The organism is Amphibacillus jilinensis Y1, assembly GCF_000306965.1.
Classification (GTDB): Bacteria; Bacillota; Bacilli; order Bacillales; family Amphibacillaceae; genus Amphibacillus_C; species Amphibacillus_C jilinensis.
This window is the reverse complement of sequence record NZ_JH976437.1, coordinates 165,711-191,147: the sequence shown is the minus strand read 5'-3', so window position 1 is coordinate 191,147 and position 25,437 is coordinate 165,711. Positions and strand designations below refer to the sequence as shown.

20 protein-coding genes, 1 pseudogene and 1 other annotated feature are annotated in these 25,437 nt (G+C 37.0%); of the genes and pseudogenes, 18 read left to right on the top strand and 3 right to left on the bottom strand.

Going from position 1 to position 25,437, the window contains the following annotated elements; genetic code table 11:
* Nucleotides 1–212: 212 nt before the first annotated feature.
* Both B494_RS20590 and gntK read left to right on the top strand, forming a co-directional pair.
* A pseudogene (locus tag B494_RS20590) lies at nucleotides 213–392 on the top strand (GntT/GntP/DsdX family permease); the annotation flags it as partial.
* A 181-nt stretch (nucleotides 393–573) separates the two neighbouring features.
* A complete protein-coding gene (gene gntK, locus B494_RS0112610) occupies nucleotides 574–2,109 on the top strand; it encodes a gluconokinase (RefSeq protein WP_017472751.1) in 1,536 nt (511 codons plus the stop codon).
* Between the two features lie 157 nt (nucleotides 2,110–2,266).
* On the opposite strand, the gene B494_RS0112605 is transcribed toward gntK, so the two are convergent.
* Nucleotides 2,267–2,446: an H-type small acid-soluble spore protein gene (locus B494_RS0112605; RefSeq protein WP_026065242.1), complete on the bottom strand. Its 180-nt coding sequence runs from the start codon at nucleotides 2,444–2,446 to the stop codon at nucleotides 2,267–2,269.
* A gap of 190 nt (nucleotides 2,447–2,636) precedes the next feature.
* Between B494_RS0112605 and B494_RS21015 the strand changes: the two genes are divergently transcribed.
* The 7 genes from B494_RS21015 to yihA all read left to right on the top strand — a co-directional run bounded on the left by B494_RS21015 (nucleotide 2,637) and on the right by yihA (nucleotide 10,619).
* The gene (locus B494_RS21015) at nucleotides 2,637–2,786 is read left to right on the top strand and encodes a hypothetical protein (protein WP_017472749.1); all 150 of its coding nucleotides are present in this window, start codon (nucleotides 2,637–2,639) and stop codon (nucleotides 2,784–2,786) included.
* A gap of 388 nt (nucleotides 2,787–3,174) precedes the next feature.
* Nucleotides 3,175–3,435, top strand: coding sequence for a holin (locus tag B494_RS0112595; protein WP_017472748.1), 261 nt, complete (start codon nucleotides 3,175–3,177; stop codon nucleotides 3,433–3,435).
* A 39-nt stretch (nucleotides 3,436–3,474) separates the two neighbouring features.
* The gene (locus B494_RS0112590; protein ID WP_017472747.1) at nucleotides 3,475–4,461 is read left to right on the top strand and encodes a DUF3196 family protein; all 987 of its coding nucleotides are present in this window, start codon (nucleotides 3,475–3,477) and stop codon (nucleotides 4,459–4,461) included.
* Between the two features lie 158 nt (nucleotides 4,462–4,619).
* On the top strand, nucleotides 4,620–5,906 hold the full coding sequence (gene tig / locus B494_RS0112585; RefSeq protein ID WP_017472746.1) for a trigger factor: 1,287 nt from the start codon (nucleotides 4,620–4,622) through the stop codon (nucleotides 5,904–5,906).
* Between the two features lie 352 nt (nucleotides 5,907–6,258).
* Nucleotides 6,259–7,527 (top strand): ATP-dependent protease ATP-binding subunit ClpX, encoded by a 1,269-nt coding sequence (clpX, locus tag B494_RS0112580; protein ID WP_017472745.1) that lies wholly within the window; start codon nucleotides 6,259–6,261, stop codon nucleotides 7,525–7,527.
* Between the two features lie 160 nt (nucleotides 7,528–7,687).
* Nucleotides 7,688–10,009, top strand: coding sequence for an endopeptidase La (gene lon, locus B494_RS0112575; RefSeq protein WP_017472744.1), 2,322 nt, complete (start codon nucleotides 7,688–7,690; stop codon nucleotides 10,007–10,009).
* Between the two features lies 1 nt (nucleotide 10,010).
* Complete coding sequence (gene yihA / locus B494_RS0112570) at nucleotides 10,011–10,619, top strand: ribosome biogenesis GTP-binding protein YihA/YsxC (RefSeq protein ID WP_017472743.1); 609 nt, start codon at nucleotides 10,011–10,013, stop codon at nucleotides 10,617–10,619.
* Between the two features lie 99 nt (nucleotides 10,620–10,718).
* Here the strand turns inward: yihA and B494_RS0112565 are convergent, their stop codons facing one another.
* A complete protein-coding gene (locus B494_RS0112565; RefSeq protein ID WP_017472742.1) occupies nucleotides 10,719–11,201 on the bottom strand; it encodes a LiaI-LiaF-like domain-containing protein in 483 nt (160 codons plus the stop codon).
* 776 nt (nucleotides 11,202–11,977) lie between these two features.
* On the opposite strand from B494_RS0112565, the gene spoVID reads away from it, so the two are divergent.
* A complete protein-coding gene (gene spoVID / locus B494_RS0112560; protein WP_017472741.1) occupies nucleotides 11,978–12,985 on the top strand; it encodes a stage VI sporulation protein D in 1,008 nt (335 codons plus the stop codon).
* A 193-nt stretch (nucleotides 12,986–13,178) separates the two neighbouring features.
* Here the strand turns inward: spoVID and B494_RS20585 are convergent, their stop codons facing one another.
* Nucleotides 13,179–13,367: a hypothetical protein gene (locus B494_RS20585; RefSeq protein ID WP_083855775.1), complete on the bottom strand. Its 189-nt coding sequence runs from the start codon at nucleotides 13,365–13,367 to the stop codon at nucleotides 13,179–13,181.
* Between the two features lie 240 nt (nucleotides 13,368–13,607).
* Nucleotides 13,608–13,839 (top strand) — a binding site (T-box leader).
* Nucleotides 13,840–13,947: 108 nt separating this feature from the next.
* On the opposite strand from B494_RS20585, the gene B494_RS0112555 reads away from it, so the two are divergent.
* The 8 genes from B494_RS0112555 (at nucleotide 13,948) to B494_RS0112520 (ending at nucleotide 25,435) form a co-directional block, all read left to right on the top strand.
* Nucleotides 13,948–16,593, top strand: a complete 2,646-nt coding sequence (locus B494_RS0112555; protein ID WP_017472740.1) for a valine--tRNA ligase — start codon at nucleotides 13,948–13,950, stop codon at nucleotides 16,591–16,593.
* Nucleotides 16,594–17,030: 437 nt separating this feature from the next.
* Nucleotides 17,031–18,293, top strand: a complete 1,263-nt coding sequence (locus B494_RS0112550; RefSeq protein WP_017472739.1) for a bifunctional folylpolyglutamate synthase/dihydrofolate synthase — start codon at nucleotides 17,031–17,033, stop codon at nucleotides 18,291–18,293.
* A 95-nt stretch (nucleotides 18,294–18,388) separates the two neighbouring features.
* Complete coding sequence (locus B494_RS0112545) at nucleotides 18,389–20,104, top strand: sensor domain-containing diguanylate cyclase (protein WP_017472738.1); 1,716 nt, start codon at nucleotides 18,389–18,391, stop codon at nucleotides 20,102–20,104.
* A gap of 13 nt (nucleotides 20,105–20,117) precedes the next feature.
* Nucleotides 20,118–20,579 (top strand): type IV pilus modification PilV family protein, encoded by a 462-nt coding sequence (locus B494_RS0112540; RefSeq protein WP_017472737.1) that lies wholly within the window; start codon nucleotides 20,118–20,120, stop codon nucleotides 20,577–20,579.
* Nucleotides 20,569–20,991 carry a PilW family protein gene (locus B494_RS0112535; RefSeq protein WP_017472736.1) on the top strand — a complete coding sequence of 141 codons (423 nt, stop codon included), beginning with the start codon at nucleotides 20,569–20,571 and terminating at the stop codon, nucleotides 20,989–20,991. The genes B494_RS0112540 and B494_RS0112535 overlap by 11 nt, the downstream gene beginning before the upstream one ends.
* Before the next feature lie 9 nt (nucleotides 20,992–21,000).
* On the top strand, nucleotides 21,001–22,746 hold the full coding sequence (locus B494_RS0112530) for a pilus assembly PilX N-terminal domain-containing protein (RefSeq protein ID WP_017472735.1): 1,746 nt from the start codon (nucleotides 21,001–21,003) through the stop codon (nucleotides 22,744–22,746).
* 17 nt (nucleotides 22,747–22,763) lie between these two features.
* Nucleotides 22,764–24,386, top strand: coding sequence for a GspE/PulE family protein (locus B494_RS0112525; RefSeq protein ID WP_017472734.1), 1,623 nt, complete (start codon nucleotides 22,764–22,766; stop codon nucleotides 24,384–24,386).
* Nucleotides 24,387–24,400: 14 nt separating this feature from the next.
* On the top strand, nucleotides 24,401–25,435 hold the full coding sequence (locus tag B494_RS0112520; protein WP_017472733.1) for a type IV pilus twitching motility protein PilT: 1,035 nt from the start codon (nucleotides 24,401–24,403) through the stop codon (nucleotides 25,433–25,435).
* The last annotated feature ends 2 nt before the right edge of the window (nucleotides 25,436–25,437 follow it).

Below are 25,437 nucleotides of genomic sequence, written 5' to 3'. Positions count from 1 at the left end.
CAGTCATGCTTTTAAACCACGCTGTACTTCAGCCCTCCCTTTCCACCAGGATTTGTAAACGTTTACAGATTTAATTTTACTGTATTTGGTAAGATTATTTCACCACCTAAAGTATAGTTGATACCATAAAAAGTTCAGGTATTTAGTTGATAACAGAGAAATTTGCTAGGAAAATGTTTAATATTTTAAGTGAATGTATTTGAAGCTGTGATAGTGTAGCTGGTTTAATCTTTCATTTGCTATCTGATGACCCCTCTCTTGCTTTAGTTGTGATTGCTATTGCAGCAGGTGCAACGGTACTTTCGCATGAGAATGACTCCGGTTTTTGGCTTGTTAGCCGGTATTTCGAATTAGAAGTTAAAGATACGTTTAAAACTTGGACGACTATGTAAACGTTAATTGGCTTAGTAGGTTTAGTCACGGTTATGGTAATTAGTTTATTTATATAATAAATATTTGCATGGATGCTAATAGATCTCAAAAGAATGGTAAGAACCGAATAAGTTAAAGCTTTCTTATTTAATGTTGTTAGGTATAATAAACGTAAGTTAAATGATAGTGGAGGAATATATAATGAAGAAATATATGCTCGGTGTAGACATAGGAACGACCAGTACAAAAGCGGTTATATTTAATCGAGCTGGTGAGGTCGTTGCCCAACAATCAAAGGAGTACCCATTAAACACACCTGTTCCTGGTGCTGCTGAACAAGACGTTAATGAGATTCTACGAGCGGTTAAGTATACGATAAAGGATGTTCTGTCTGTTAGTGGTATTGATAAAGGGGCGCTCATGTTCATTTCTTTTAGTGCAGCAATGCATAGTTTAATTGCCGTCAATGACAGCGGTGAGGCTTTAACTGCAAATTTAACATGGGCAGATCAACGCAGTGAACCCTATGTAAAGATATTAAAACATAATCAAGGGCATGAGCTGTATCTTAGAACAGGTACGCCAATCCATCCGATGTCACCTTTAGCAAAGATTATTTGGTTGAAAAATGAAAGACCCGAAGTGTATCGACAAACAGCTAAATTTATTTCTATAAAGGAATATGTCTTTTATCATTTTTTTGATCAATATATTATTGATTATTCTATTGCATCTGCAACCGGATTATTTAATTTGAGTGATTTAGATTGGGATGATCAGGCGTTAGAAGTAGCTGGAATTAATCGAAACCAATTGTCGCGAATTGTGCCAACAACAGAACGGTTAGAGGGATTGAAGAAGGAAGTCGCGAGTGAATTGGGCATACCACAAGACTTGCCTTTTATTATCGGAGCAAACGATGGTGTGCTTGCTAATTTAGGTGTGAATGCGATTAGACCAGGTGTTGTGGCTTTAACTATCGGCACAAGTGGTGCGATACGCACGGTTACCAACCGCCCTGTAACGGATCCAAAAGGTAGAATTTTCTGTTATGCGCTAACCGACAAGCATTGGGTCATTGGAGGACCAGTGAACAATGGTGGTATGATTATGCGTTGGCTTCGTGACGAGATAGGCTATCAAGAAGTAGAAAATGCTAAGGCATTAGGGCGAGATCCTTATGACGTTATTACGGAAAAAATTACTCATATTCCTGCTGGAGCAGAAGGTCTCATTTTTCATCCGTACTTAGCTGGGGAGCGCGCGCCGTTATGGAATGCCCAAGCTCGTGGATCATTTTTTGGATTGGCGATGCACCATAAAAAAGAGCATATGATGCGTGCGGTTTTAGAAGGAATAAACATAAATATGTATACGGTTATGCTTGCCTTAAAGGAAATGATCGGTATTCCTAATAGAATTCATGCAACGGGTGGCTTTGCAAAATCAGAGGTATGGAGACAAATGTTAGCTGACATATTTAATCAGGAGGTCCATGTACCTGCTAGCGTGGAAAGTTCTTGCCTAGGAGCTGCTGTTTTAGGTCTCTATGCAATAGGAGAGATTGAAGACCTCAGTGCAGTCTCTGAAATGGTGGAAACTGTTCAGGTCAATCATCCTATTAAAAACAATGTTAAAACTTATACGGAACTTATTCCACTCTATATTCGATTAAGTCGACTATTTGAAAATGAATACCAAGCGATTGCTACTTTTCAGCAGAACCATACTTGCTAACTACTTCATAATAAAAAGAAGATTGCGTCCAGTTGGGTTTGTGATAAATGATGTTGTAGTTGCTTATTGCATATGAAAGAAGGTCACACAAACCGTGTGACCTTTGTGCTTTTACTTGCTATTCTTGTAGTTGTCGTTTCCAATAAAATTTTTTCAATTAATGTTCTTCTAATTGATTTACAGATACACTTTTTTTCTCTTCGGGATTTGCTAAAGGGTGGATCGTTGCAAGATTTTTATCTTGATCCACATGTTCAATATAGACTTTCTCACCGTTACAAGTGACATGAATCATATCAGGTATCATGGTTATTTCTTGTGCGCGTTGTGCTTCGATAAGGTTCACCACCTTTGTTTTGGCATATCTTTATCTTGCACACTTGGGTTATCTTTATACTTTCCATCTCGGTATGGTAAATTCGCACTAAAAAATGGTTAAATAAGTTTATTTTTAGCATATTTTCAAGTCTTATATACATGACCGAAAATAGTATGCATAAAATAGAATATAGAGAGGAGGTGCCATGGTGAGTGTTGAGATGGTTGTTAGTTTGGTTGCTTTGTTGGCAGCAATATTTAAGAACATAATCTCAGCATTAAAAGATTTAAGTGACATGAAGGCAACGAAAAGAAAGAAAAAGAGACGACCGCGATATTTAAAAGGTCGTCACCATTAAGCAGAATATTAGGGAGGTGTTTTCCTCCCTAATATATAATATAATGCTAACCTGCAAATTGCATGCAAAAAAATTTTAGCGATTCACGTCATAATTGTAAAGTGCTTGCAAACCAATCGATATTTCGTTAAAGTAAACCATACATTTGAGATTTAATGCAAATGAACGATTTACATAATGTATATTTCTTGGCTATGAAGTAAATAAGTAAACAAGAAAGAAATTTCAAAAAATCGTAATTAAAACCCATTTGCAGCTCTGGATAAATTTAGTCTATAATTAAGTAGGACATTAAGCAAGCGCTTATTCAACGCTTGATGCTTTTTCTGCTTTTGCAAGTATGTTCTGTGAAGTTCACACGTATCTTTTATACAGGGGAGGGATTCGTGTGGAACAAGTACTTATATTTGCAACGGCATTGTTACCTATTGTATCAGCTTTAGTGGAGATGATTAAATTAACATTTAATTTACCAAAGAATATCATTCCATCGATTAGCTTTGTTATTGGCTTATTAATCGGTAGCATTGCCTATCCTTTTACTGATCTTGAGCTCGTCTTGCGTCTCTGGGCTGGGGGATTAGCCGGTCTATCAGCAACGGGCTTGTTTGAAATGGTGAATAAGAGGGAAGGAACTACTAAAGCATAGATACAGACAATGAGCTGTAGAGGAAAGGAGGGGGAGATAATGAACCGGCAACATGATAATGTTGTCCTGTTCCCTAAGCAAAAGCAAGATCTTGAAAAGAATGCTTATCAAGCCATGCAGGATAAACAGTTTGCAGAGGCACTAACCTATTTAAATCAATTAATAGCTCATGGTGTTACCGATCAAGAAGTATTCTTAGGTAAACTTACATGTTTAATTGAACTTGGAAGACAGAAGGAAGCCGAGCAAATGTGTGAGGACCTTATTGCTAAGAAGGACGACAACTATTTTTCATACATAAATATTTATGCAACATTATTATTTCAATTTCATAAACACAAAGAAGTTGCAGAACTTCTTGATGAAGCATTGGAAATTAATCGTATTCCGGATCCTTTAAAAGGGCAACTGAAAAAACTATACGAAGTTAATCAGCCCTTAGTAAATGAGCAAGTGGAACAAGAAGTAAATGTAACGAAGCATGAGTTAGAAGAAGCGATAGACAATGATGACACGATGGCACAGTGGCATCTAATTAATCACCTTCAGCGTGCTGATATTAAACCATACATAGATTTATTTGTAAGTATGCTTGTAGAAGAAAATATTCATCCGGTCATTAAGACGGTTATTGTAAGCTTATTACAAGCAGAGTCGATTAATAAAGAGTTCGAAGTGGTGAAGTTTAGACAACGTTTAACGATTAATCCGAGTGTTTTTCCATATATGAACAAACATCCATTCCGTTTAAAATTAAAAGAAACGCTTGCTGATCTTGAACATGAGGACCCTTCTTTTTATCGGTTTAGTAATCAACTCATTGATCGTTATTTCTACGTTCATTATCCATTTGTTCCAAGAATGGATGAAGTCGATAACATGAATCAAGCCGTTATTGCCATTGTTAAGGCCTCGTTTGATCCCCAAACAGGGATTGATGAAGCGATTTATTCAATGGAAGTGTTAGAAAAGGTCAATAAAATGATTGAATCCGAGCAAATTTACTTTTCCATTATGGAAGAATAAATGAAAATATCAGCGTTCTAAATAGTAAATCTTGAAAGCGCGCTTGTTTATGTTATAATGAAAGGGTTGATTTGCGTTCGGTCTTGTATCAAAAATAATGTATCATGAATGAACGGCAAATATAAAAATTTATACATGTACGCATGGAGGGAAAATAAATGACAGCTAAGTGGGAAAAGCAAGAAGGTAATCAAGGCACGTTAACCGTTGAGGTCGATGCTGAAAAATTTAACGAAGCCTTAGATCAGGCGTTTAAGAAAGTAGTAAAGGATGTGCAACTACCTGGTTTTCGTAAAGGTAGAGTGCCACGTGGGTTATTTGAACAACGTTTTGGAGCTGAATCTTTATATCAAGATGCAGTTGATATTATTTTACCAGAGGCATATGCTGGCGCTGTAGATGAAGCGGGTATCTCTCCGGTAGATCAACCTGAAATTGATATTACACAAATTGAAAAAGGTAAAAACTTAATTTTTACAGCTAGTGTTACTGTGAAGCCAGAAGTTAAATTAGGCGAGTATAAGGGCTTAGAAGTTGAGGAGCAAGATGTTGCGGTTACAGATGAAGATGTTGACCAAGATATTGAAAACCAACGTCAAAATCAAGCAGAACTTGTTGTTAAAGAAGAAGGAACAGTTGAAGATGGTGATACAGTTGTTCTTGATTTTGAAGGTTTTGTTGATGGTGAAGCATTTGAGGGCGGTGCCGCTGAAAATCATACGTTGGAAATTGGCTCAGGCTCATTTATTCCGGGATTTGAAGAACAACTTATTGGCAAAGCTACTGGAGAAGAAACAGAAGTGGAAGTCACTTTCCCAGAAGAGTATCATGCTGAAGATTTAGCTGGCAAAGCGGCGACATTCAAGGTCAAGATTCATGAGATCAAAGCAAAAGAATTACCTGAATTAGATGATGAATTTGCTAAAGATGTAAATGATGATGTAGAGACATTAGCTGAGCTAAAAGAGAAAACAAGAGAGCGATTAGAAAATCAAAAACAATCTGACGCAGAGAATCAAAAGCGTGAAACACTCATTAATCAGGCAACTGAAAATGCTGAAATCGATATTCCAGAAGCGATGGTAACAACGGAATTAGATCGTATGCTTCGTGAATTTGAACAGCGTCTACAGCAGCAAGGTATGACCCTAGATATGTACTTTCAGTTCTCTGGTCAAGATGAAGATGCCCTTAAAGAACAGATGAAAGAAGATGCATCAAAGCGTGTTCAAACAAACCTTGTTCTTGAGGCTATTGCTGATGTGGAAAATGTTGAAGTAACTGAAGAAGATGTTAATGAAGAATTGAAGACAATGGCAGAAATGTATCAAATTGAAATTGAGCAACTTACCCAAATGCTTGGTGGCAATACAGATTCCATTAAAGAAGATTTGAAATTTAAGAAAGCTATTGATTTCTTGGTTGAACATAGCCAAACCAAATAAATCAGAAATATGGGAACAAGGCGGTTAATTTCTCGCCTTGTTTTCTACCATCCAAACCTTTTTACATATTATAAGACCGTACACATACACTTAACATCACTTTAAATTTTACATAAGATAACATACATAACATAAGGATGCACCGTTTAGCGTTTAAGTAAATGGGTAAGACTAAAAAAGGGACTTTAAGAGGTATTATTTTTAATATCTACTGTAATTTGATATGATGAAGAAGTAATAGGGATATAGGCACCTAAGCTGATTAACCTTTGCATATCAATCAAATATAGCGTATTATACGCGATTAAAGACAACACGTATCGTTTTTTAATTATAGAGGGGTGAGCGTAATATGTATAAATTCAATGAAGAAAAAGGCCAGCTTAAATGTTCTTTTTGCGGAAAAACACAAGATCAGGTAAGAAAATTAGTAGCTGGTCCAGGTGTATATATATGTGATGAATGTATTGAGCTTTGCTCTGAAATTGTCGAGGAAGAGCTCGGAACAGATGAAGAAGTAGAATTTAAAGATGTTCCGAAACCTCAAGAAATTCGTTCGATTTTAGATGATTATGTGATTGGACAGAACAAAGCAAAGAAGAATCTTTCGGTGGCTGTTTATAACCATTACAAGCGAATTAATGCGACGCGTGGAACCGACGATGTAGAACTTGCAAAGAGTAATATTGCAATGATTGGTCCAACTGGTAGTGGTAAAACGTTACTTGCTCAAACATTGGCAAGAATATTAAATGTACCTTTTGCAATAGCTGATGCTACTTCTCTGACAGAGGCAGGCTATGTTGGTGAAGATGTTGAGAATATTTTACTTAAGCTAATCCAAGCAGCAGATTACGATGTGGAAAAAGCTGAAAAAGGTATTATTTACATTGATGAAATTGATAAAGTTGCCCGCAAATCAGAGAATCCATCAATAACAAGAGATGTTTCTGGTGAAGGTGTTCAACAAGCATTGCTTAAGATCTTAGAAGGAACGACAGCAAGTGTGCCACCACAAGGTGGAAGGAAGCATCCGCATCAAGAGTTTATTCAAATTGATACAACCAATATTTTATTTATTGTAGGTGGCGCATTTGATGGGATTGATCAAATTATTAAAAGTCGCCTAGGTAAAAAAATAATTGGATTTGGAGCTGAAACAGATTCTGATGAGCTAGACAAAGCTCAATTGCTTCAAAAAGTTTTACCTGAAGATTTATTAAAGTTTGGTTTAATTCCTGAATTCATCGGAAGGCTACCTATTATTGGGAGTCTAGAACCGTTAGATAGAGAGGCATTGATTGAGATACTAACAAAGCCAAAAAATGCCCTCGTTAAACAGTATAGGCGACTTTTCCAGATCGACAATGTAGATCTGGAATTTGAAGAAGAAGCCCTTGAAGCAATTGCTAAAAAAGCAATGGAACGAAATACGGGTGCACGTGGTTTGCGTTCTATTCTTGAAACGATTATGTTAGACGTCATGTTTGAACTACCTTCACGTGATGATATTAAGAAATGTATCATTACAAAGGATACAGTGGAAATTGAGAATGGGCGACCGAAATTGTTGCTTGAAGATGGTTCGATGATTGATGAAGAACCAAAGGAGAGCGCTTAACTGTTAACTATTAAATCCCTTGTGTAAAGCAAGGGATTTTCTATTCCATTTATCATTACATAGGCTTAGGATTATTTAGGCAGAAATTTTTAAAAAACTTATATGTGATTTCGAGATAAACATGGGTATGATAAAAATAAAGATCAGGGAGGGACGTTCTATGAGTGAAGAAAACCAGATGGTATTACCATTACTCCCGCTTCGCGGTATGGTCGTTTATCCATCAGTTGTCATGCATTTAGATATTGGGCGTAAGCATTCGGTTGAAGCACTAGAAATGGCGATGATGCATGATCGAAAGATTTTACTCGTTGCTCAAAAAGAAAGTGCGGTAAAAGAACCTGCAAAAGAAGATCTCTATCTTAATGGTACAATTGCTTACGTTAAACAAATGTTAAAGTTGCCCAACGGTACATTTAGAGTGTTGGTTGAAGGGATCAAGCGGGCGGAGGCTGTTTCTTTTCAGCAGATTGACCCTTATTTCTCAGTTGAAGTTGTTCCATTGGTTGAGCAAGGCTTGGTCGAAGAACCGAGACAATCAGCGTTGATGCGGACCCTTTTGGACCAATTTAAAAAATATGTTGAATTATCAAGTAAATTATCAAAGGAAACTTATGAAAGTGTTATTGACATTGCAGACTTGTCACAATTAACAGATTTGATTAGTTCTCATTTGCCCATTAAATTATCAATTAAACAAGTGTTATTAGAAATGATTGACGTCGATGAACGCGCACAACAATTAATGGAGTTAATTTCTAATGAGCAAGAAGTTTTACGTTTGGAGCAAAAAATTGGACAACGTGTGAAGCGATCAATTGAACAGACGCAAAAAGAATATTATTTGCGCGAACAAATGAAGGCAATTCAAAAAGAGCTTGGTGATAAAGACGGTAAGTCTGGAGAGGTTGCAGACCTACAAGATAAAATAGAACAAAGTAACATGCCGGAACGAATTTTGAAACTAGCTGAAAAAGAGCTAAAGCGCTTTGAGAAAGTGCCACAAACATCAGCAGAAAGTTCCGTCATCAGAAATTACCTGGAATGGCTTGTTAGCCTTCCGTGGTCAAATGAAACAGAGGATCATCTCGATGTTGATCACGCTGAAACGATTTTAAATCAAGATCATTATGGTTTGGATAAAGTGAAAGAGCGTATTTTAGAATATTTAGCTGTTCAACAATTAACTAAATCTTTACGCGGTCCAATCCTTTGTTTAGTAGGGCCACCAGGAGTAGGAAAGACTTCATTAGCAAAGTCTATTGCCCGGGCAATAAATCGTCGTTTTGTTCGCTTGTCGCTTGGTGGTGTTAGAGATGAAGCCGAAATAAGAGGGCATCGTCGTACGTATGTTGGGGCAATGCCTGGGCGTATTATTCAAGGTATGAAGAAAGCAGAAACAATTAATCCGGTGATGTTATTAGATGAAATTGATAAAATGGCAAATGATTTTAGAGGTGATCCATCAGCAGCTATGCTTGAGGTGTTAGATCCAGAGCAGAACAGTCAATTTAGTGATCATTTTATTGAAGAGACGTATGATCTTAGTAAAGTCATGTTTATTGCAACAGCTAATCATTTACAAACGATTCCTCGACCGCTGCTTGATCGTATGGAAATTATCTCTATTCCTGGATACACTGAATTAGAAAAACAACATATTGCCCGTAATTATTTACTACCTAAACAATTGGCCGCACATGGATTGAAAAAAGGTAACCTACAAGTGCGTGATGAAGGTTTAATAAAGTTAATCCGCCGCTATACTCGTGAAGCGGGTGTGCGACAACTTGAAAGACAATTAGCCGCATTATGTCGAAAGGCAGCAAAGCTGTTTGTATCGGAACAAAAGAAGCGGATTGTGATTACCGAAAACCAATTGGAAAAATTATTAGGCAAACCTCTCTATCGTTATGGTATGATGGAAGAAGAAGATCAAATTGGAACGGCAACAGGTTTAGCGTATACTGCTGCTGGTGGTGATACGTTAGCGATTGAAGTTAGTATTGTACCTGGTAAGGGCAAATTAGCTTTAACAGGTAAACTTGGCGATGTCATGAAAGAATCTGCACATGCAGCATTGAGTTACATCCGATCAAGAGCAGAACAATTGAAGATTGATCCGGATTTTCATCAAAAACAAGATATTCATATTCATGTTCCAGAAGGCGCGACACCAAAAGATGGACCATCAGCAGGCATTACGATGGCGACCGCACTTATATCAAGTTTAACCAATCATCCTGTGCGAAAAGAAGTAGGCATGACAGGAGAGATTACCCTTCGAGGTCGTGTTTTACCTATCGGTGGATTAAAAGAAAAAACATTAAGTGCTCATCGTGCTGGACTAACAACCATTATCATACCGAAGGAAAATGAAAAAGACTTAGATGATATCCCTGACAGTGTTAAACAATCACTAACCTTTATTGCCGTTGACCATTTAGATCAAGTACTTGAACATGCGTTAGTGGGGGAATAACATGAAAGTAACAAAATCAGATATTACTATTAGTGCTGTAACACCGAAGCAATATCCGCCAGAGGGATTACCTGAAATTGCATTAGCAGGTCGGTCCAATGTCGGGAAATCGTCGTTTATTAATAAGCTTATTAATCGGAAGGCTTTAGCGCGTACATCCTCGAAACCAGGAAAGACACAAACCTTAAATTTTTACTTAATCAATGAATTCTTTCACTTTGTAGATGTTCCGGGTTATGGTTATGCGAAGGTCTCGAAGACGGAACGAGAAGCTTGGGGTAAAATGATGGAAACGTATTTTACTGAACGTGAAAATCTGCAAGCGACTGTACTTGTCATCGATATTCGGCATCAACCGACAAATGATGACGTGGCGATGTATGATTTTTTAAAACACCATCAAATCCCGGTTCTAGTTATTGCTACAAAAGTGGATAAAATTAAAAAGGGACAAGTAGCCAAACATGTTAAGCGTGTCAAAGAGACATTAGCTTTAGAAAGTGGAGATCAGATTATTCCATTTTCAGCTGAAACAGCCCAAGGGAAAGAAGAAGCCTGGCGTGTTATTACCTCATTTTTACCGCATGCCAATGGGGGAAAGCGTAATTGAATGAATGTCACAACGTTTATCTAGAATAAAGGACAGCTATGCAAATAAGGCACTCAAATCTGCTGTGCTGTAAAGATTTAAAAAAAGATAGCATTTTTGCTATCTTTTTTTAAATAGTAAATAGATGCCGAAAACGATTAAGCCAACTGGCCAATAATCTTCTAACCAACCAATAAGTTGATGGACGGATTGGGAAAATTGTGAATTCGTCATTGACAAAAGGATAAAAAGACCAAGAGAAAGTAGAATTAATCCGGGGTATAAGCCGGCCTTCGTTTTTTGATAGCGAAGCAGAAAAGCTAGCCCGATAATAACTGCATAAACACTCCAGTGTTCAACCCATTCAGGGTAGACGGAGACAGCATGAAAGTGAATGCCGAGTCCTAAAAGAATCGTTCCCGGAAAGATTTTATCATGATCTCGAGTTAGATAGCCGTGAATAAGTAAACTCAATCCTAAAATCATAAACAAGCTAGGCCACGTTGAAAAATTAGCTAAAAACGGTAAGTCCCATTGTTGAAGCAAAAAGTAAAGACCGACTCCAATCAATATGAATGCACTTAATTGATTTTGTTGACGCATGAAAACCTCCTCTGCCAATACTGTCCTGTCATTGATTGGCTTTAAAAACGATAATAAGTTACTAAAGTGCTTGTCTATTATAAAACGAACCTTCAATCAGTGAACGTTTTTGCTCTTCGTAACTAGTTGTTTAATGAGTAAATCAAGACATTAGCGTCCACTATCACCCATTTCAATAGATTTCCTACTGTTCTCTATTTGAGATGCGTGTTTTACGGATGCTTATTTGTGATAAACTACCGTCTATTTTATCAGAAAGGTAGAGGTTTGCCTATTCTCAATATGGGGGTGGCAAGATGGATGTTGTCATGTTAGGAACCAATTATCGCCATGTTCAAATTGCCACCAAAGAAAAATGCATAATTGAGTAAAATCAATAACATACGCTATTTGAATGTATACGACTTTAAACGGTGTTGATCAAGTGGTCATTCTATCTGCTTGTAATCGAACTAAATTCTAGTTAGCTATTGATTTTTACATTGGGATCTAAAGAAAGCAGATGTAATAGACGTCTGTTTCCTTTTGGTCCTAGAAATAACTTAAGGAATGGTTATAATCTGTATAAAGTAGAGACTCATCTTAGTGATGGTACGCTAGGCTGTTATGTAAACACGTAGTGGATAGATCCTAGACAATATTCTGGGCTTTTGTTCGTATTCACATATTATTCTAAGTTAGGGTCTGATTGAAGTCTGCTTACAACTTGACATATTCTTTTGATACTATCATATATCTGTTAATGAGGATGTGTTGAGTTGAAAGGAGGAATGTTGATGGCTGAGCAAGAGTCAAAGTCATTTCAGTTTGATTTAACTGAAACATTATTATTTCAAAAGGCAGAAGGGGTTTCTGAAATGTTAGGTATAGGTCTTGACCCTGAAATTTCTATTCAAACCTTTCCTGATTATGTTTCAGTACGAGGAATTATTGCTTTAACAGGTGAATATTTACCTGTTGAAATTGAGGAACAATCTGACATAGATGAACCAGAAGTGACAGGGCGATATTTTAAAAAGGTTGTTCGAGATGAGGATGGGATCTGTGAGTTTTCACATCATTTTCCTGTAGATATCTCCATTCCACATGAACGAGTAAAACGGATGGATGAATTATCGGTAAGCGTTGATAGCTTTGATTATCATTTACCGGAATCTTGCAAATTGGAATTAGAGGCATCTCTTGTTATTCAAGGCCTAGAACACGATCGGGTGGAAGAAATTAAAGAAATGGAAGAACCAGGAGATAGTGATGGGGACCTGGAAGAATCAAAAGAAGAAGATGAAGATAGAATCACATTTGATTTAAAAATTAAAGCAGAGGAAAAGGAGGCTGAGCAAGGTAAAAACGAGGAAGAAGAGATAGAAGAAAAAGAAGAAGATAAAGTGGTTCCATTACACCGGGAGGATTTAGAAGAACCAATAAATGAGCTTCAGCCCCCAGATGAGCCGACGGCTGACCCAGAGTTAGCCCCTATTAAAACGCAAGAAACACATGAAGAAGAGATTCGCAGTGAATCATTAATAGAAGAAGCAGATCCTGTTGTTACAGAAGAAAGTCATACAGATGAACAACAGCGGCCAACCTCCTTGTTAGATTTGTTTGATCAAAGTAATTCAGAGGAAGAACAGTATACAAAAATGACAATGTATATTGTTCAGGAACAAGACTCTTTAGAGGGTATAGCAGAACAATATGGAGTCAATACAATGAAACTGCAAGAAGCTAATCGGCTAGAATCATCAGATGTTTATCATGGTCAAATTATATATGTACCAAAATAAAATGAAAAAGTGATGACACCTTCCAATAGTAGTGTTCATCACTTTTTTGTAACAGATAACCGTATGAGAAGCATCACCTTAAAATAGAAAGCAGAGCAAATCTTGTTAGGTGGGTGATAACGACCGACCAATGTCCTGATTCACTGAACCTTCAATCAGTGGGGAAGAAGCCTCCACTGATTGAAGGTTCATTTTATATCCATTTTAAGTAAAAGGAAACATAGACACCAATAAATAAGCCCAATAAAAAGACATCAAGTGTCGTTGGAAAAAATAAGGTTCTGATCAGTTGGACGATACAGATTGGAAGTAAACACCGTTCAATCACTAAAAGCCATTCTCGACACCATGGTGGCAAGCGATAGCGATAATATCGAGACATAATTCCACCCTTTCGTTACAAAGTACAACCTTCTGCTATAAACAAAAAATAATGGGTAACGTACTGAATGTAATAAAATATGCATATATGTTTACACATAATTAATACTAGCTCTTATCACAGTATATGCATAAGTTTTAAGAAGTTGAAATCTTTACTTGTTGGCATGATTATTAAAATCTTTATTGACTTTTATGTGCTATTTTGGATAAAATAACTGGTATAGAAAAGAACTATATAATAAAGATGATGAAGAGGAAGAGTATGCTGGTCAAACTTATAGAGAGGAAACCAACGGCTGAAAGGTTTCTAGTCCCTAACTGCAGAAGGTAGCCTTGGAGTCGTTTAACCGAACGTGTAGATGATTATTAGGTTAAACCGGTTATAGACCGTTATTGAAATGAAGTGTATAGCTTGTTTTTGCTATAAACAAAGGTGGTACCACGGAATGTTAAACCCTTTCGTCCTTTTTAGGATGATTAGGGTTTTTTGTGTGAATCCAAGACAGTATTTGGCCTAGGAAGAGATGATAAGTAAGTTCATTTTTAAATAAATGATAAAAAATAAGGAGGTTACACAAGTGTCAGAACAAACACATAATTTACCACCAAAATATGATGCGCAGGCCGTTGAGAAAGGCCGTTATCAATATTGGGTTGATCGAAAATTTTTCGAAGCAACAAATGATCCAAACAAAAAACCATTTACAGTTGTAATTCCACCACCAAACGTAACCGGTAAATTACACATTGGACATGCATGGGATACCACACTACAAGATATTATTACTCGTATGAAAAGAATGCAGGGGTTTGATGCCCTCTACTTACCGGGGATGGATCATGCAGGTATTGCTACACAGGCAAAGGTAGAAGCTAAGTTGCGTGAGGAAGGGATCAGTCGTTATGATCTTGGGCGTGAAAAATTTCTCGAAAAAGCGTGGGAATGGAAAGACGATTATGCTACTTTCATTAGAGCGCAATGGGAAAAGCTAGGACTAGGTCTAGATTATTCACGAGAGCGTTTTACTCTAGATGAAGGGTTATCTGAAGCAGTTAAAGAAGTATTCGTTAAGCTTTATCAAGAAGGCTTGATTTATCGTGGGGAATATATTATTAATTGGGATCCAGCTACGAAAACGGCCTTATCAGATATTGAAGTTATTCACGAAGAAGTGACGGGTCATTTTTATCACATGAAATATCCTCTTAAAGATGGTTCAGGTGATATTGAGATTGCAACGACACGCCCTGAAACGATGTTAGGGGATACAGCTGTTGCTGTTCATCCGAAAGATGAGCGGTATCAGCATATGATTGGCAAAACAGTAATTCTGCCAATTGTTGGGCGTGAAATTGAAATTGTTGCTGATGATTATGTTGATCAATCATTTGGTTCAGGGGCAGTTAAAATTACGCCTGCTCATGACCCTAATGATTTTGAAATAGGTAATCGTCATAACCTAGAACGCGTACTTGTAATGAATGAAGATGGAACAATGAATGAAAAGGCTGGTAAATACGAAGGAATGGATCGCTTTGCCTGCCGAAAGCAGCTTGTCAAAGATCTTCAAGATGAAGGCATTCTATTCAAGATTGAAGAACATGTGCATTCTGTAGGGCATTCGGAAAGAAGCGGGGCTGTTGTTGAGCCATACTTGTCAACACAATGGTTTGTGAATATGCAACCTCTTGCTGATGAGGCTGTGAAGTTACAAAAAGATAAAAAAGAAAAGGTTAATTTTGTTCCTGAGCGATTTGAAGGTAATTATTTGCGATGGATGGATAACATTCGCGATTGGTGTATTTCTCGTCAGTTATGGTGGGGGCATCGTATTCCTGCTTGGTACCATAAAGATACGGGTGAGATTTATGTAGGGAAAGAAGCACCTGCAGATCTTGAAAACTGGCAACAAGATACGGATGTTTTAGATACTTGGTTTTCATCGGCTTTATGGCCGTTTTCAACATTGAATTGGCCTGATTTAGATGATCAAGATTTTGAGCGCTATTTTCCAACTAACGCTTTAGTGACAGGCTATGATATTATCTTCTTCTGGGTTGCAAGAATGATCTTCCAATCTAAGCATTTTACAAAGCAACGTCCATTTGATGATGTATTAATTCATGGTCTTGTGCGAGATGCTGAAGGGCGTAAAATGAGTAAGTCACTCGGAAACGGTGTCGATCCAATGGACGTTATTGATAAGTATGGAGCTGATGCATTACGATACTTTCTTGCAACGGGTTCAACACCTGGTCAAGACTTACGATTCCAATGGGAAAAAGTCGAATCAACGTGGAACTTTATTAATAAAATATGGAATGCTTCACGATTTGTCTTAATGAACATTGAAGGAATGGAATTTAAGGATATAAGTCTGTCAGTCGAAAAGAATGTAGCTGATCATTGGATATTGACCCGTTTAAATGAAACAATAGAGCAAGTTAATCGCCACACAAATCGTTATGATTTTGGTGAGGCAGGGCGCCATCTCTATAACTTTATTTGGGATGATTTCTGTGATTGGTACATTGAAATGGCGAAGATACCATTGTATGGGGAAGATGAAAAAGCTAAACAAGCAACACAATCGATTCTTGTCCATGTATTAGACAGTATTCTGCGCATGCTACACCCATTTATGCCCTTCGTAACAGAGGAAATTTGGCAACACTTACCTCATCAAGGGGAATCGATCACACAAGCGGATTGGCCAGCGATAAATATGGCTTATTCAAATGAGCAAGCAGCGACAGAAATGAATCGTTTAGTTGCGATTATTCGTGCAGTTCGTAATATACGTGCAGAAGTAGATACACCGATGTCCAAGCCAATCGTACTCACCGTTAATGCAAGTGATAGAAAAGTTGCTGAACAATTGCTTGCTAATCGTCACTATATTGAGCGATTCTGTCACACCAGTGAGTTGACCATCGCGACAGATTTAACCGCTCCGGAGAAATCAATGTCTGCTGTTGTTACGGGAGCTGAGCTATACTTGCCATTAGCTGGATTAATTGATGTGGATAAAGAGATAGCTAGGTTAGAAGCGGAACTATTAAAGCTAAACAAGGAAGTTGAACGCGTTCAGAAGAAATTAAGTAACGCTGGCTTTGTCAACAAAGCCCCTGAACATGTTGTTGCTGAAGAAAAACAAAAGCAAACCGATTATCTTGATAAACGTGACAAAGTTGCAGCAAGGATAGAAGAATTAAAACAATAAACGATAAGCTGTCCAAGTCGAATAAGACTTTAGGGCAGCTTTTTTAAGACGTTAGCAATATGAATCATTTTCATCATTCGCTTTTCATACTGCGCTATTTTCGTTACAATTTATCACAGATAACCGTCCGTAAAACGTCCGTCACAAAATCGAGCGTAGAAATTATCCATATAGACGGAAGTTAACGGACGCTAATGTCCTGATTCACTCAGCTACCAATCAGTGGGAAAGCTCGCCCCCTGATTGAAGTTTCGTTTTATCACAGATAACCGTCCGTAAAACGTCCGTCACAAAATCGAGCGTAGAGATTATCCATATAGACGGAAGTTAACGGACGCTAATGTCCTGATTCACTCAGCTACCAATCAGTGGGAAAGCCCACCCCTGATTGGAGATTCTGTTATAGGGTGTTAACAATAGAGAGGAAGATTTTTATTATGTTTAGATCGGTTCAAAGTTTTGAGGGATTTTTAGATCACCGTGAGCAAATTGGAATAAAACCTGGATTAGATCGTATGCGCCTCTTACTTGAAGAGGTAGGTCATCCAGAGAAAAAAATAAAAGCCATACATGTAGCTGGTACAAATGGTAAAGGATCAACAACTGTTTATTTAGCGACTACGTTAAAATTAGCTGGTTATCAAATCGGAACGTTCACATCACCGAGTCTAACCAATCGACAAGCGATGATTCAACTTAATGGCACTGCCATTTCAGATCAATCCTATCTACATTATGCTAATCGATTGTATCATGTACTTCGAACGCTTGATCAATTAAACAATCCAGCTAGTAATTTTGAAATTATCGTTGCTATTGCTTATCAATTCTTTGCTGACGAAGCAGAATTTTCAATTATTGAAGCAGGAATGGGGGGGCGAGAAGATGCTACCAATTGTATTGATCCGCTTGTTGCGGTGATCACATCAATTGATTATGATCATACTAAATTTTTAGGTGAGACGATGATTGAAATTGCTAGTCATAAAGCAGGCATTATTAAGCATCAACGTCCTGTGGTCGTGGGGGATGTTTCAGAGGAAGCATTTCAAACCATCGAAGATAATGCACGGGAAAAAGGAGCTGAAGTTTTTCAGTTTGATAAAAATTTCCAAATCATTAAACAGAATGACCACTATATTTATAAAGAGGAAAGTCTGACAATTCCGTTTCGGTTATTTATGAAGGGTAACCATCAACTGCATAATGCTGGGCTTGCGATAAAAGCGCTCATGTTGTTAGATTTTAATAATGAGCCACTTTCACATGCTGTCATTACTAAAGCATTAGCGACAGCTGTCATTCCTGCTCGTTTCGAACGGGTTCATATGAAGCCGCCTGTTATTATTGACGGTGCACATAATCTTGCGAGCATTGAAGCTTTTTTAGATACAATAGAGATGCTATATGCTGATCAGCAAAAAACATTGGTATTCAGTGCTTTTAAAGATAAACCTATTCAAGCTATGATTGAAAGGTTAGATAATAACTTTGATCAAATTATATTTACAACATTTGACCATGACCGCGCTGAAACTGCAGAGAATTTATATGAGTATTCTCATCATAAAAATAAAAAGGTCGTTTCTAATTGGCAGAAGCTTCTGGATCAAATGATCTATAAGAACAAAAACCAATCTATGACATTTGTAACAGGATCTTTGGCGTTTGTTGGAAAAGTCCGCCAATATTTTAAGTAATTAGTCTTGCTCTAAAGGGTATAAACTACTATAATTGACTATATCTATAAGTCTTATAAAAAAGGATTGGCTTGGTTTCAAATGGGGTGGAGACAATGATCGAGAAAAAGAAGCAAGTGGGAATATGGCTGGCATGGTTATTGATCTGGCCGATAATAGTTAGCTGGCTTTATCAACATTCAAGTATTGACACCTCTTTTGATCTTTTTAGTTTTATTGCTTTTTTACTGTTAGCTGTTATGGTTGCTCTGTTTCCTATTACGATTAATAAAACACCGATTTTTTTAATTAATAGTGTGAGTTTGGCAACTTTTCTGATTTATGGATTATTTATTGAAATCATTGTTACTCAGTTAGCAATGATCTTTGTGTTAATTCGGCTTAAAATAAGTAAACATGATGCGTATCGTATTCCACTAAATTTAATAATGTTTCTTGCAGTGTCACTTATTTCAGCATCGGCTTATTACCTTTCGTCACCTTATATGCCTGAACGTTTAGTTTTTTTAAACTACAATATTTTGCAGTTACTGATCTATATGTTCATTGCATTTTTAGCCAATCAAATCATTTTATTCTTAATTAAACGTTTTATCTACAATAGAAAGGTAGCTTTTTTAGGAGAAGGTTTTTATTTTTCTTTATTTATTATGGGGTATACAGTACCTTCGGGGATTGTTTTAGTTTATCTTTATCAGTCTTTTAATGCGTTAGGTATCTTGATGATGAGCATTCCCATTGTTACCATCTCAATTAGTTTGAAATTGTATTATCAAAGTAAAACAACTAACCAGTATTTAGTTCAGGTTAATCAGCTTGCACAAAAACTAACAGGTTATTATACACGTGATGATATTCTGAAAACATATTTAAGTACAGTGCCGGAAATTTTTCCAGCTGATTCGGTCGTCATTTATGAATTGTTTCATGGAGATCAGTATAAAAGGGTGCGACTTTTGAATGATAAAAATGGGTTGGTTCTTGAAGAAAACATTGTTGACCGCAACGGTCATTTTATTGTAGAGCAGGCTATAAATATTGGAAAGACAACGATTTATGATAAAGTGAAGCGATGGGAACATCTCGCAACTAATGATTTAGTGAATATAGGAGAAAGTATGATGGCGATGCCTATCCAAAAAAATTATCAAACTGTTGCTGTTATCGTCATTATTGCTAAGAAAAGGTATGCTTTCTTAAGTATCCTTGTTTCCGTCTTGACTGTGCTTAATCATTATTTAGGCATTGCCCTTGATAATGCAAAATACTATGAGAGCATTGAATTGAAAAGCCAAACGGATCATTTAACGCGTTTGCCAAACCTTAGGTACTTTGAAAAAATTCTAACAGACTACAGAGCGATCTCACCAAGTGAAGGTTGCTCATTAATCATGATTGATCTTGATCATTTTAAAGTGATTAATGATCAGTATGGGCATGAATGTGGTAATGAAGTGTTAGTCCAAGTGGCAGATTTGATTCAAAATTACTTGAAACGGCAAGGAAATGCAGAAGTGGCCCGCTACGGTGGTGAAGAATTTATTATTTTTCTGCCAAATTACAAGCAAGCCAAAGGAATTAAGTTGGCAGAGGAGATCCGCTCTTTAATAGAGCAGACTGCTTTCATATGTCATCATCATATACTTAGTCACCAAGAAACGATTAAATTGAATTTGACTGCTAGTCTAGGTGTAGCCAGTTACCCAGAGCAAACTGACCATCTTGATGAATTAATTCGACTAGCAGATCGAGCCATGTATATCGGAGCAAAGCGAGAAGGACGTAATAAGGTGGCGGCATACCAGCGCTAAAAGGGGTGAGAAAATGATAAAACGCATGTTCATACATCAAGATGGATTGACTTTAGTGGAAGTGTTAGCATCTATTGTTATTCTTTCAATGATTGTTGTTACGTTTCTTACCTTTTTTATCAACTCAGCACGTACAACTAAAGTGTCAGAAACTATGCTTGATGCCTCCTATGTAGCTCAAGAAAAAATGGAATCCATATACTTTCAATCAACGCTACTCACTTATCAACAACTCATTGATGATTTGCGTCATGAATCTGATCATTATCAAACATCTGAAAATACGGAAAGAATGACTCAATCGCATCAGGGACTTAGCATAGAAATATATTTAGAACCTACAAGAAATAACGCAGGTGTCATTTTAGAAAATTTATATAGATTAGTTGTAAAGGTATATGGTGATAACGATCAGCAGCAAGCGCAAATGGAGACTAATTTATTTTTTGATGAGGTAGGAGATAATGGTGATTAAAAATGAACAAGGCATTACACTTGTTGAATTATTGGGTGTTTTGGCAATATTGTCGATTGTGATTGTATTAATTGGTTCTGCTCATCTATTCGGACAACGGCAATTTTATCATCAAACCGATCAAATAGATAAACAAGGTGAGGTAAGGCTTGTAGTTAGCCAATTAACCACTGATTTACGTAAAGTAACGGCTGAGTCTGTTTCTCAATCTGAGGGGATATGGCAGATTGGAACGAATCGTTATCGTCATCATGGAGATATCGTTTATCGTAACGATCACCCATTAAGCGATGCAATAGAAATATTTGATTTAACCTTATTAGAAAATGGTGCAGCTATAACGATTAAAAGTATTGCAAATAAACAGGGGCGTGAAACTGAAATAAGCACAACGATTTATTATAGAAAGTAGGTGATCAGTTTGAAAAAGTTAATGAATGAAGAGTCAGGGGTAACCTTGTTATTTGTATTAATGACTGTAGTTGTGCTGTCAATACTTGGTGTTGCATTAGCTACGGTAGCATTTGCTAATGTTAAATTAACGACAACTGATCGTGCGTATCAATCTACTTACTATATTGCGGAGGCCGGTGTCAACCAAGCTTATGCAGAAATAAAGGAAATCGTAGAACAGGCTTATGATCTGTATCCTTCTCAAGAGCAGTTCTATCAAAAGATGAATGAGCATATTTTCGAAAAAGTAGATGCAGTTATTTATAAAAACTTTGAAGGCCATTTTGGAGAAGAACCTTTGGCAGAAATAGAGATTATAGAAATAAATCAGCAAAACCCTAGACAGTACAAGATCATTTCTAAAGGTCAAATTGGATCAAGAAATCGATCGATTGAACAAGTATTTACAGTGAATTGGAGTCCAAAAGATAGTGGGTCTAATCCTCAATTCCCTGAAATACCAGAAGATATGCTAGCGCTTGTTAGAAGTAGAATTAATTTAAGTGGAAGTGTGAATTTAAATGGTGATATTTACTTAAGTAGTGATGATCATGATGTAAACATTCAATTAGGTGCAGGTTCCACAATAAATGGTAATCTATATGCTCAATCTCAAAACAATATTAACTTTCAAATTCGTGAGATGTATGGAAATGCCTATTTAAATGCAAATAAGCAGAATTCGATTAGTTTTACAAATGGTGGGATGATGAGAGGTAATCTTTATGCTGTGGCAAGTGAAACGAATACTTTTAGTATACGAGCTGGGGCTCAACTAAATGGTACTGCTTATTTTAGAGGGAAGCAAGGTAATAACATTACGACACAGCATGCGGGTATTACTCAAGATATTAATTTAAATCCATCCAGCAATAATGTTATGAATATTGATGCTTCCTTAAAGGGAGACGTCGTTTATAGTGAACAACCATTAATATGGGATGACCCTCGTTCAGATTTTAAGGGATATGAAGACTATGTGAATGCCTTTCCTGATATCCCAAGTTACTCCCAGCATGAAAACATTCGTTATGGTGATGAAAGTCAACCTTGGAATCAGTATGATGTCATTAAGGATGGCGATTTATTGGTTACAACATATCATATTGATTCATATACGTTACAGCTAAATAACAATTATGCTTTTAATAAAGTTCAAGTTGGTAATGGTAAATCTTTGTATCTAGACACAGCTGGACAAGATAGAGAGATTGTCATTGATGACTTGTCACTGAATGGTGATTTAGTCATTAACGGTAACGGACATGTGAGCATCTTTGTAAAAGATCGCATAAGTTTGGCTAATCATATCAATATTACGAGTGAAGGAGAAAGTACGTTTACAGTTTATTATGAAAATAGCCGAAAGCCGATCATTAACGGAAATATTGAAGGTTCTCTCTTTGTGAAACAGGCTAACTTAGAGTTTGCCTATGGATCCACTATAAGTGGCTCTGTTATATCAGGAGGAGATCAAATCATCTTTAATTCTACATCTGATGGTGTTGTTCTAATCGCTCCCTATGCTACATTAATACCTAATAATGTGCCAACAAAAGGTTTTTTTGTCGTTGACACGATTAGCGGAAATGGTGGTGGAAGTATTGAACTAATGGGAGATTTAGATTTCTTTATACCAGGCCGACCAAATGACGATCAAGATGTTGATGAAGACTTGATTACTAAGGAACCGCCAATTGAACAAAACGACTAGGATAGGAGGCTATTGAAGTGGCTATTCGAAATAAACGAAAATTAGGCGATGTGTTAAAAGAAGAGGGTTTAATAACTGAGCAAGAGATTCTTGACGTCCTAGCTAATAAGAAAGAGCGTCAGAAATTGGGCGATGCTCTAGTGGAACAAGGCTATATCACTGAAAAGCAATTAATCGAGGTATTAGAGATTCACTTAAAAATTGCAAGTGTTTCATTGTATCGTTTTCCTATTAATGAACAACTCATGGAATTAATTCCTAAAGAAATTGCACGTGAGAATATATTATTGCCAATTGAACAGCATGAAAATATCTTAACTGTGGCAATGAATGACCCACTTGATTATTATGCGATTGATGATTTGGAATTAGCGACGGGTTTTGAGATTAAACCTGTGATTGCGACAAAGGAAGATATTCTTCAAGCGATCAACAAGTATTATGACATGGAAGAAGACTATGCGGAAGAAGTGGAAGGCGAAGAGGCTCCGGCGGTTCGCATTCTTGATCAAGTATTACAAGCGGGCATGGCGCTCAGAGCTAGTGATGTCCACCTAGATCCAAGTGAAGGTAAAGTGGCTGTTCGTTATCGCGTGGATGGCATGCTTCGTAATGAGAGGACATTGCCTAAACGGATGCAAAATGCTCTTATTGCTCGTGTGAAAATTTTAGCGAACTTAAATATCACCGAAACACGTCGTCCACAAGATGGTCGGATTCGAATGGTTATCGATGCGAAACCAATCGATCTACGGGTGTCAACGTTGCCCACTGTTTTTGGTGAAAAAGTAGTTATACGTATGCTTGATTTAACAAATATATTCAAAACACTTACTGAGCTTGATTTAACTAAACAAACGTTAGAAAAATATCAAGAGTTGATTAATCGACCCTCAGGATTGATTCTATTAACTGGCCCAACAGGATCAGGGAAAACAACAACTTTATATGGTTCAATTAATGAGCTGAACCAAGAGGACGTCAATATTATTACGGTTGAGGATCCAGTTGAATATCAATTAGAAGGGATTAATCAGGTGCAAGTCAATCCAACGATTGGCTTAACTTTTGCTGCTGGATTACGTTCAATTTTGCGGCAAGATCCTAATATTATTATGCTTGGTGAAATTCGAGATAAAGAGACAGCTGAAATGGCCATTCGTTCTTCGTTAACAGGACATGTTGTATTTAGTACACTGCACACGAATAGCGCCATTGATACGATTCCACGCTTATTTGATATGGGAATTGAACCTTATTTGGTTGTATCGTCACTTACAGGTGTAATGGCACAACGACTGGTTAAAAAAGTTTGCAAAGATTGTAAACAGACAAGACCCGTTACACCAATGGAAAGTGAATTATTTTCCAAGCGCGATATAGCTATAGAATACGTAAGTGAGGGTAAAGGTTGTGACAGTTGTCGAGGTACGGGCTATCGAGGACGTATGGCTATTCATGAATTATTAGTTATCGATGATAAAATGAAAAAAATAATGATGAATCGGGCAAGTATGTCGGAAATAAAAGCATATGTTCGTCAACAAGGCATGCGCTTTTTAATGGATGATGGTTTATTAAAAGTGAAACAAGGAGATACAACGATTGAGGAAGTGATGCGTGTAGCAATTGAAGACTAGGGGTGTAAGATAAAATGAACCAGTTATCAGATATATTGACAACAGCCTATCAAAAAAATGCTTCAGATATCCATATCACCGTAGGTTCTGTCCCGATTTTTCGAATCGATGGCCGATTAGTACCATCCGAAGAAAGTGTATTAACGCCTGAAGATACAAAAAATATGGCACAGTCTATATTAACTGAGGAGATGTGGAAACATTTAGAAAAAGAACGGGAGTTAGATTTGTCTCACGGTATACCTGGTGTGTCTCGATTTCGCGTTAATATCTTTTATCAAAGGAGTAACCTTTCCTTGGCTTTTCGGATCATTCCCACTAGGATTCCACAGATTGATGAGTTGGGCTTGCCTCAAATATTAAAAGACATTGTCAAAAAACCACATGGGTTGGTCCTCGTTACCGGACCTACGGGAAGCGGGAAAAGCACATCACTGGCAGCTATGATTGATTATATGAACCGTTCGATGAATCGTCATATTATTACATTAGAAGATCCGATTGAATACTTACATAAGCATAATCAATCGATTATCGATCAAAGAGAAATAGGCTTTGATACTATTTCTTTTCAAAAAGGGTTGCGGTCCTGTTTGAGACAAGATCCTGATGTGATTTTAGTTGGAGAAATGAGAGATCTCGATACGATTTCTACTGCTATTACAGCGGCAGAAACAGGTCATTTAGTTCTAGGGACGCTTCATACGCAAGATGCGGCTTCGACGATTGATCGAATTATTGATGTGTTTCCCACCAACCAAAAAGATCAGATTCGTATCTTATTGGCGAATGTTTTAGAAGCCATTCTTTCACAACGATTATTCCCAACGGCCCAACATAGCGGAAGAGTTGCTGCAACAGAAATATTGATAAATAATGCTGCAATTAAAAATTTAATTCGCAATGAAAAAATGCATCAAATTCAGAATACATTACAAACATCCAAAGATAAAGGTATGCATACGATTGAAATGGATATTCGACGAAAGGTTAAGGAAGGACTCATCTTTCAAAAGGATGCCGATCCCTTTTTAAAAAAATCATTATAAGG

What these genes read in the sequence shown, in the direction of transcription:
- gntK (WP_017472751.1), top strand. Translation starts at nt 574, where the DNA reads ATGAAGAAATATATGCTCGGTGTAGACATAGGAACGACCAGTACAAAA.
- B494_RS0112590 (WP_017472747.1), top strand. Translation starts at nt 3,475, where the DNA reads ATGAACCGGCAACATGATAATGTTGTCCTGTTCCCTAAGCAAAAGCAA.
- B494_RS0112550 (WP_017472739.1), top strand. Translation starts at nt 17,031, where the DNA reads ATGTTTAGATCGGTTCAAAGTTTTGAGGGATTTTTAGATCACCGTGAG.
- yihA (WP_017472743.1), top strand. Translation starts at nt 10,011, where the DNA reads ATGAAAGTAACAAAATCAGATATTACTATTAGTGCTGTAACACCGAAG.
- B494_RS0112540 (WP_017472737.1), top strand. Translation starts at nt 20,118, where the DNA reads ATGATAAAACGCATGTTCATACATCAAGATGGATTGACTTTAGTGGAA.
- lon (WP_017472744.1), top strand. Translation starts at nt 7,688, where the DNA reads ATGAGTGAAGAAAACCAGATGGTATTACCATTACTCCCGCTTCGCGGT.
- B494_RS0112535 (WP_017472736.1), top strand. Translation starts at nt 20,569, where the DNA reads ATGGTGATTAAAAATGAACAAGGCATTACACTTGTTGAATTATTGGGT.
- spoVID (WP_017472741.1), top strand. Translation starts at nt 11,978, where the DNA reads ATGGCTGAGCAAGAGTCAAAGTCATTTCAGTTTGATTTAACTGAAACA.
- B494_RS20585 (WP_083855775.1), bottom strand. Translation starts at nt 13,367, where the DNA reads ATGTCTCGATATTATCGCTATCGCTTGCCACCATGGTGTCGAGAATGG.
- B494_RS0112520 (WP_017472733.1), top strand. Translation starts at nt 24,401, where the DNA reads ATGAACCAGTTATCAGATATATTGACAACAGCCTATCAAAAAAATGCT.
- B494_RS0112545 (WP_017472738.1), top strand. Translation starts at nt 18,389, where the DNA reads ATGATCGAGAAAAAGAAGCAAGTGGGAATATGGCTGGCATGGTTATTG.
- tig (WP_017472746.1), top strand. Translation starts at nt 4,620, where the DNA reads ATGACAGCTAAGTGGGAAAAGCAAGAAGGTAATCAAGGCACGTTAACC.
- clpX (WP_017472745.1), top strand. Translation starts at nt 6,259, where the DNA reads ATGTATAAATTCAATGAAGAAAAAGGCCAGCTTAAATGTTCTTTTTGC.
- B494_RS0112565 (WP_017472742.1), bottom strand. Translation starts at nt 11,201, where the DNA reads ATGCGTCAACAAAATCAATTAAGTGCATTCATATTGATTGGAGTCGGT.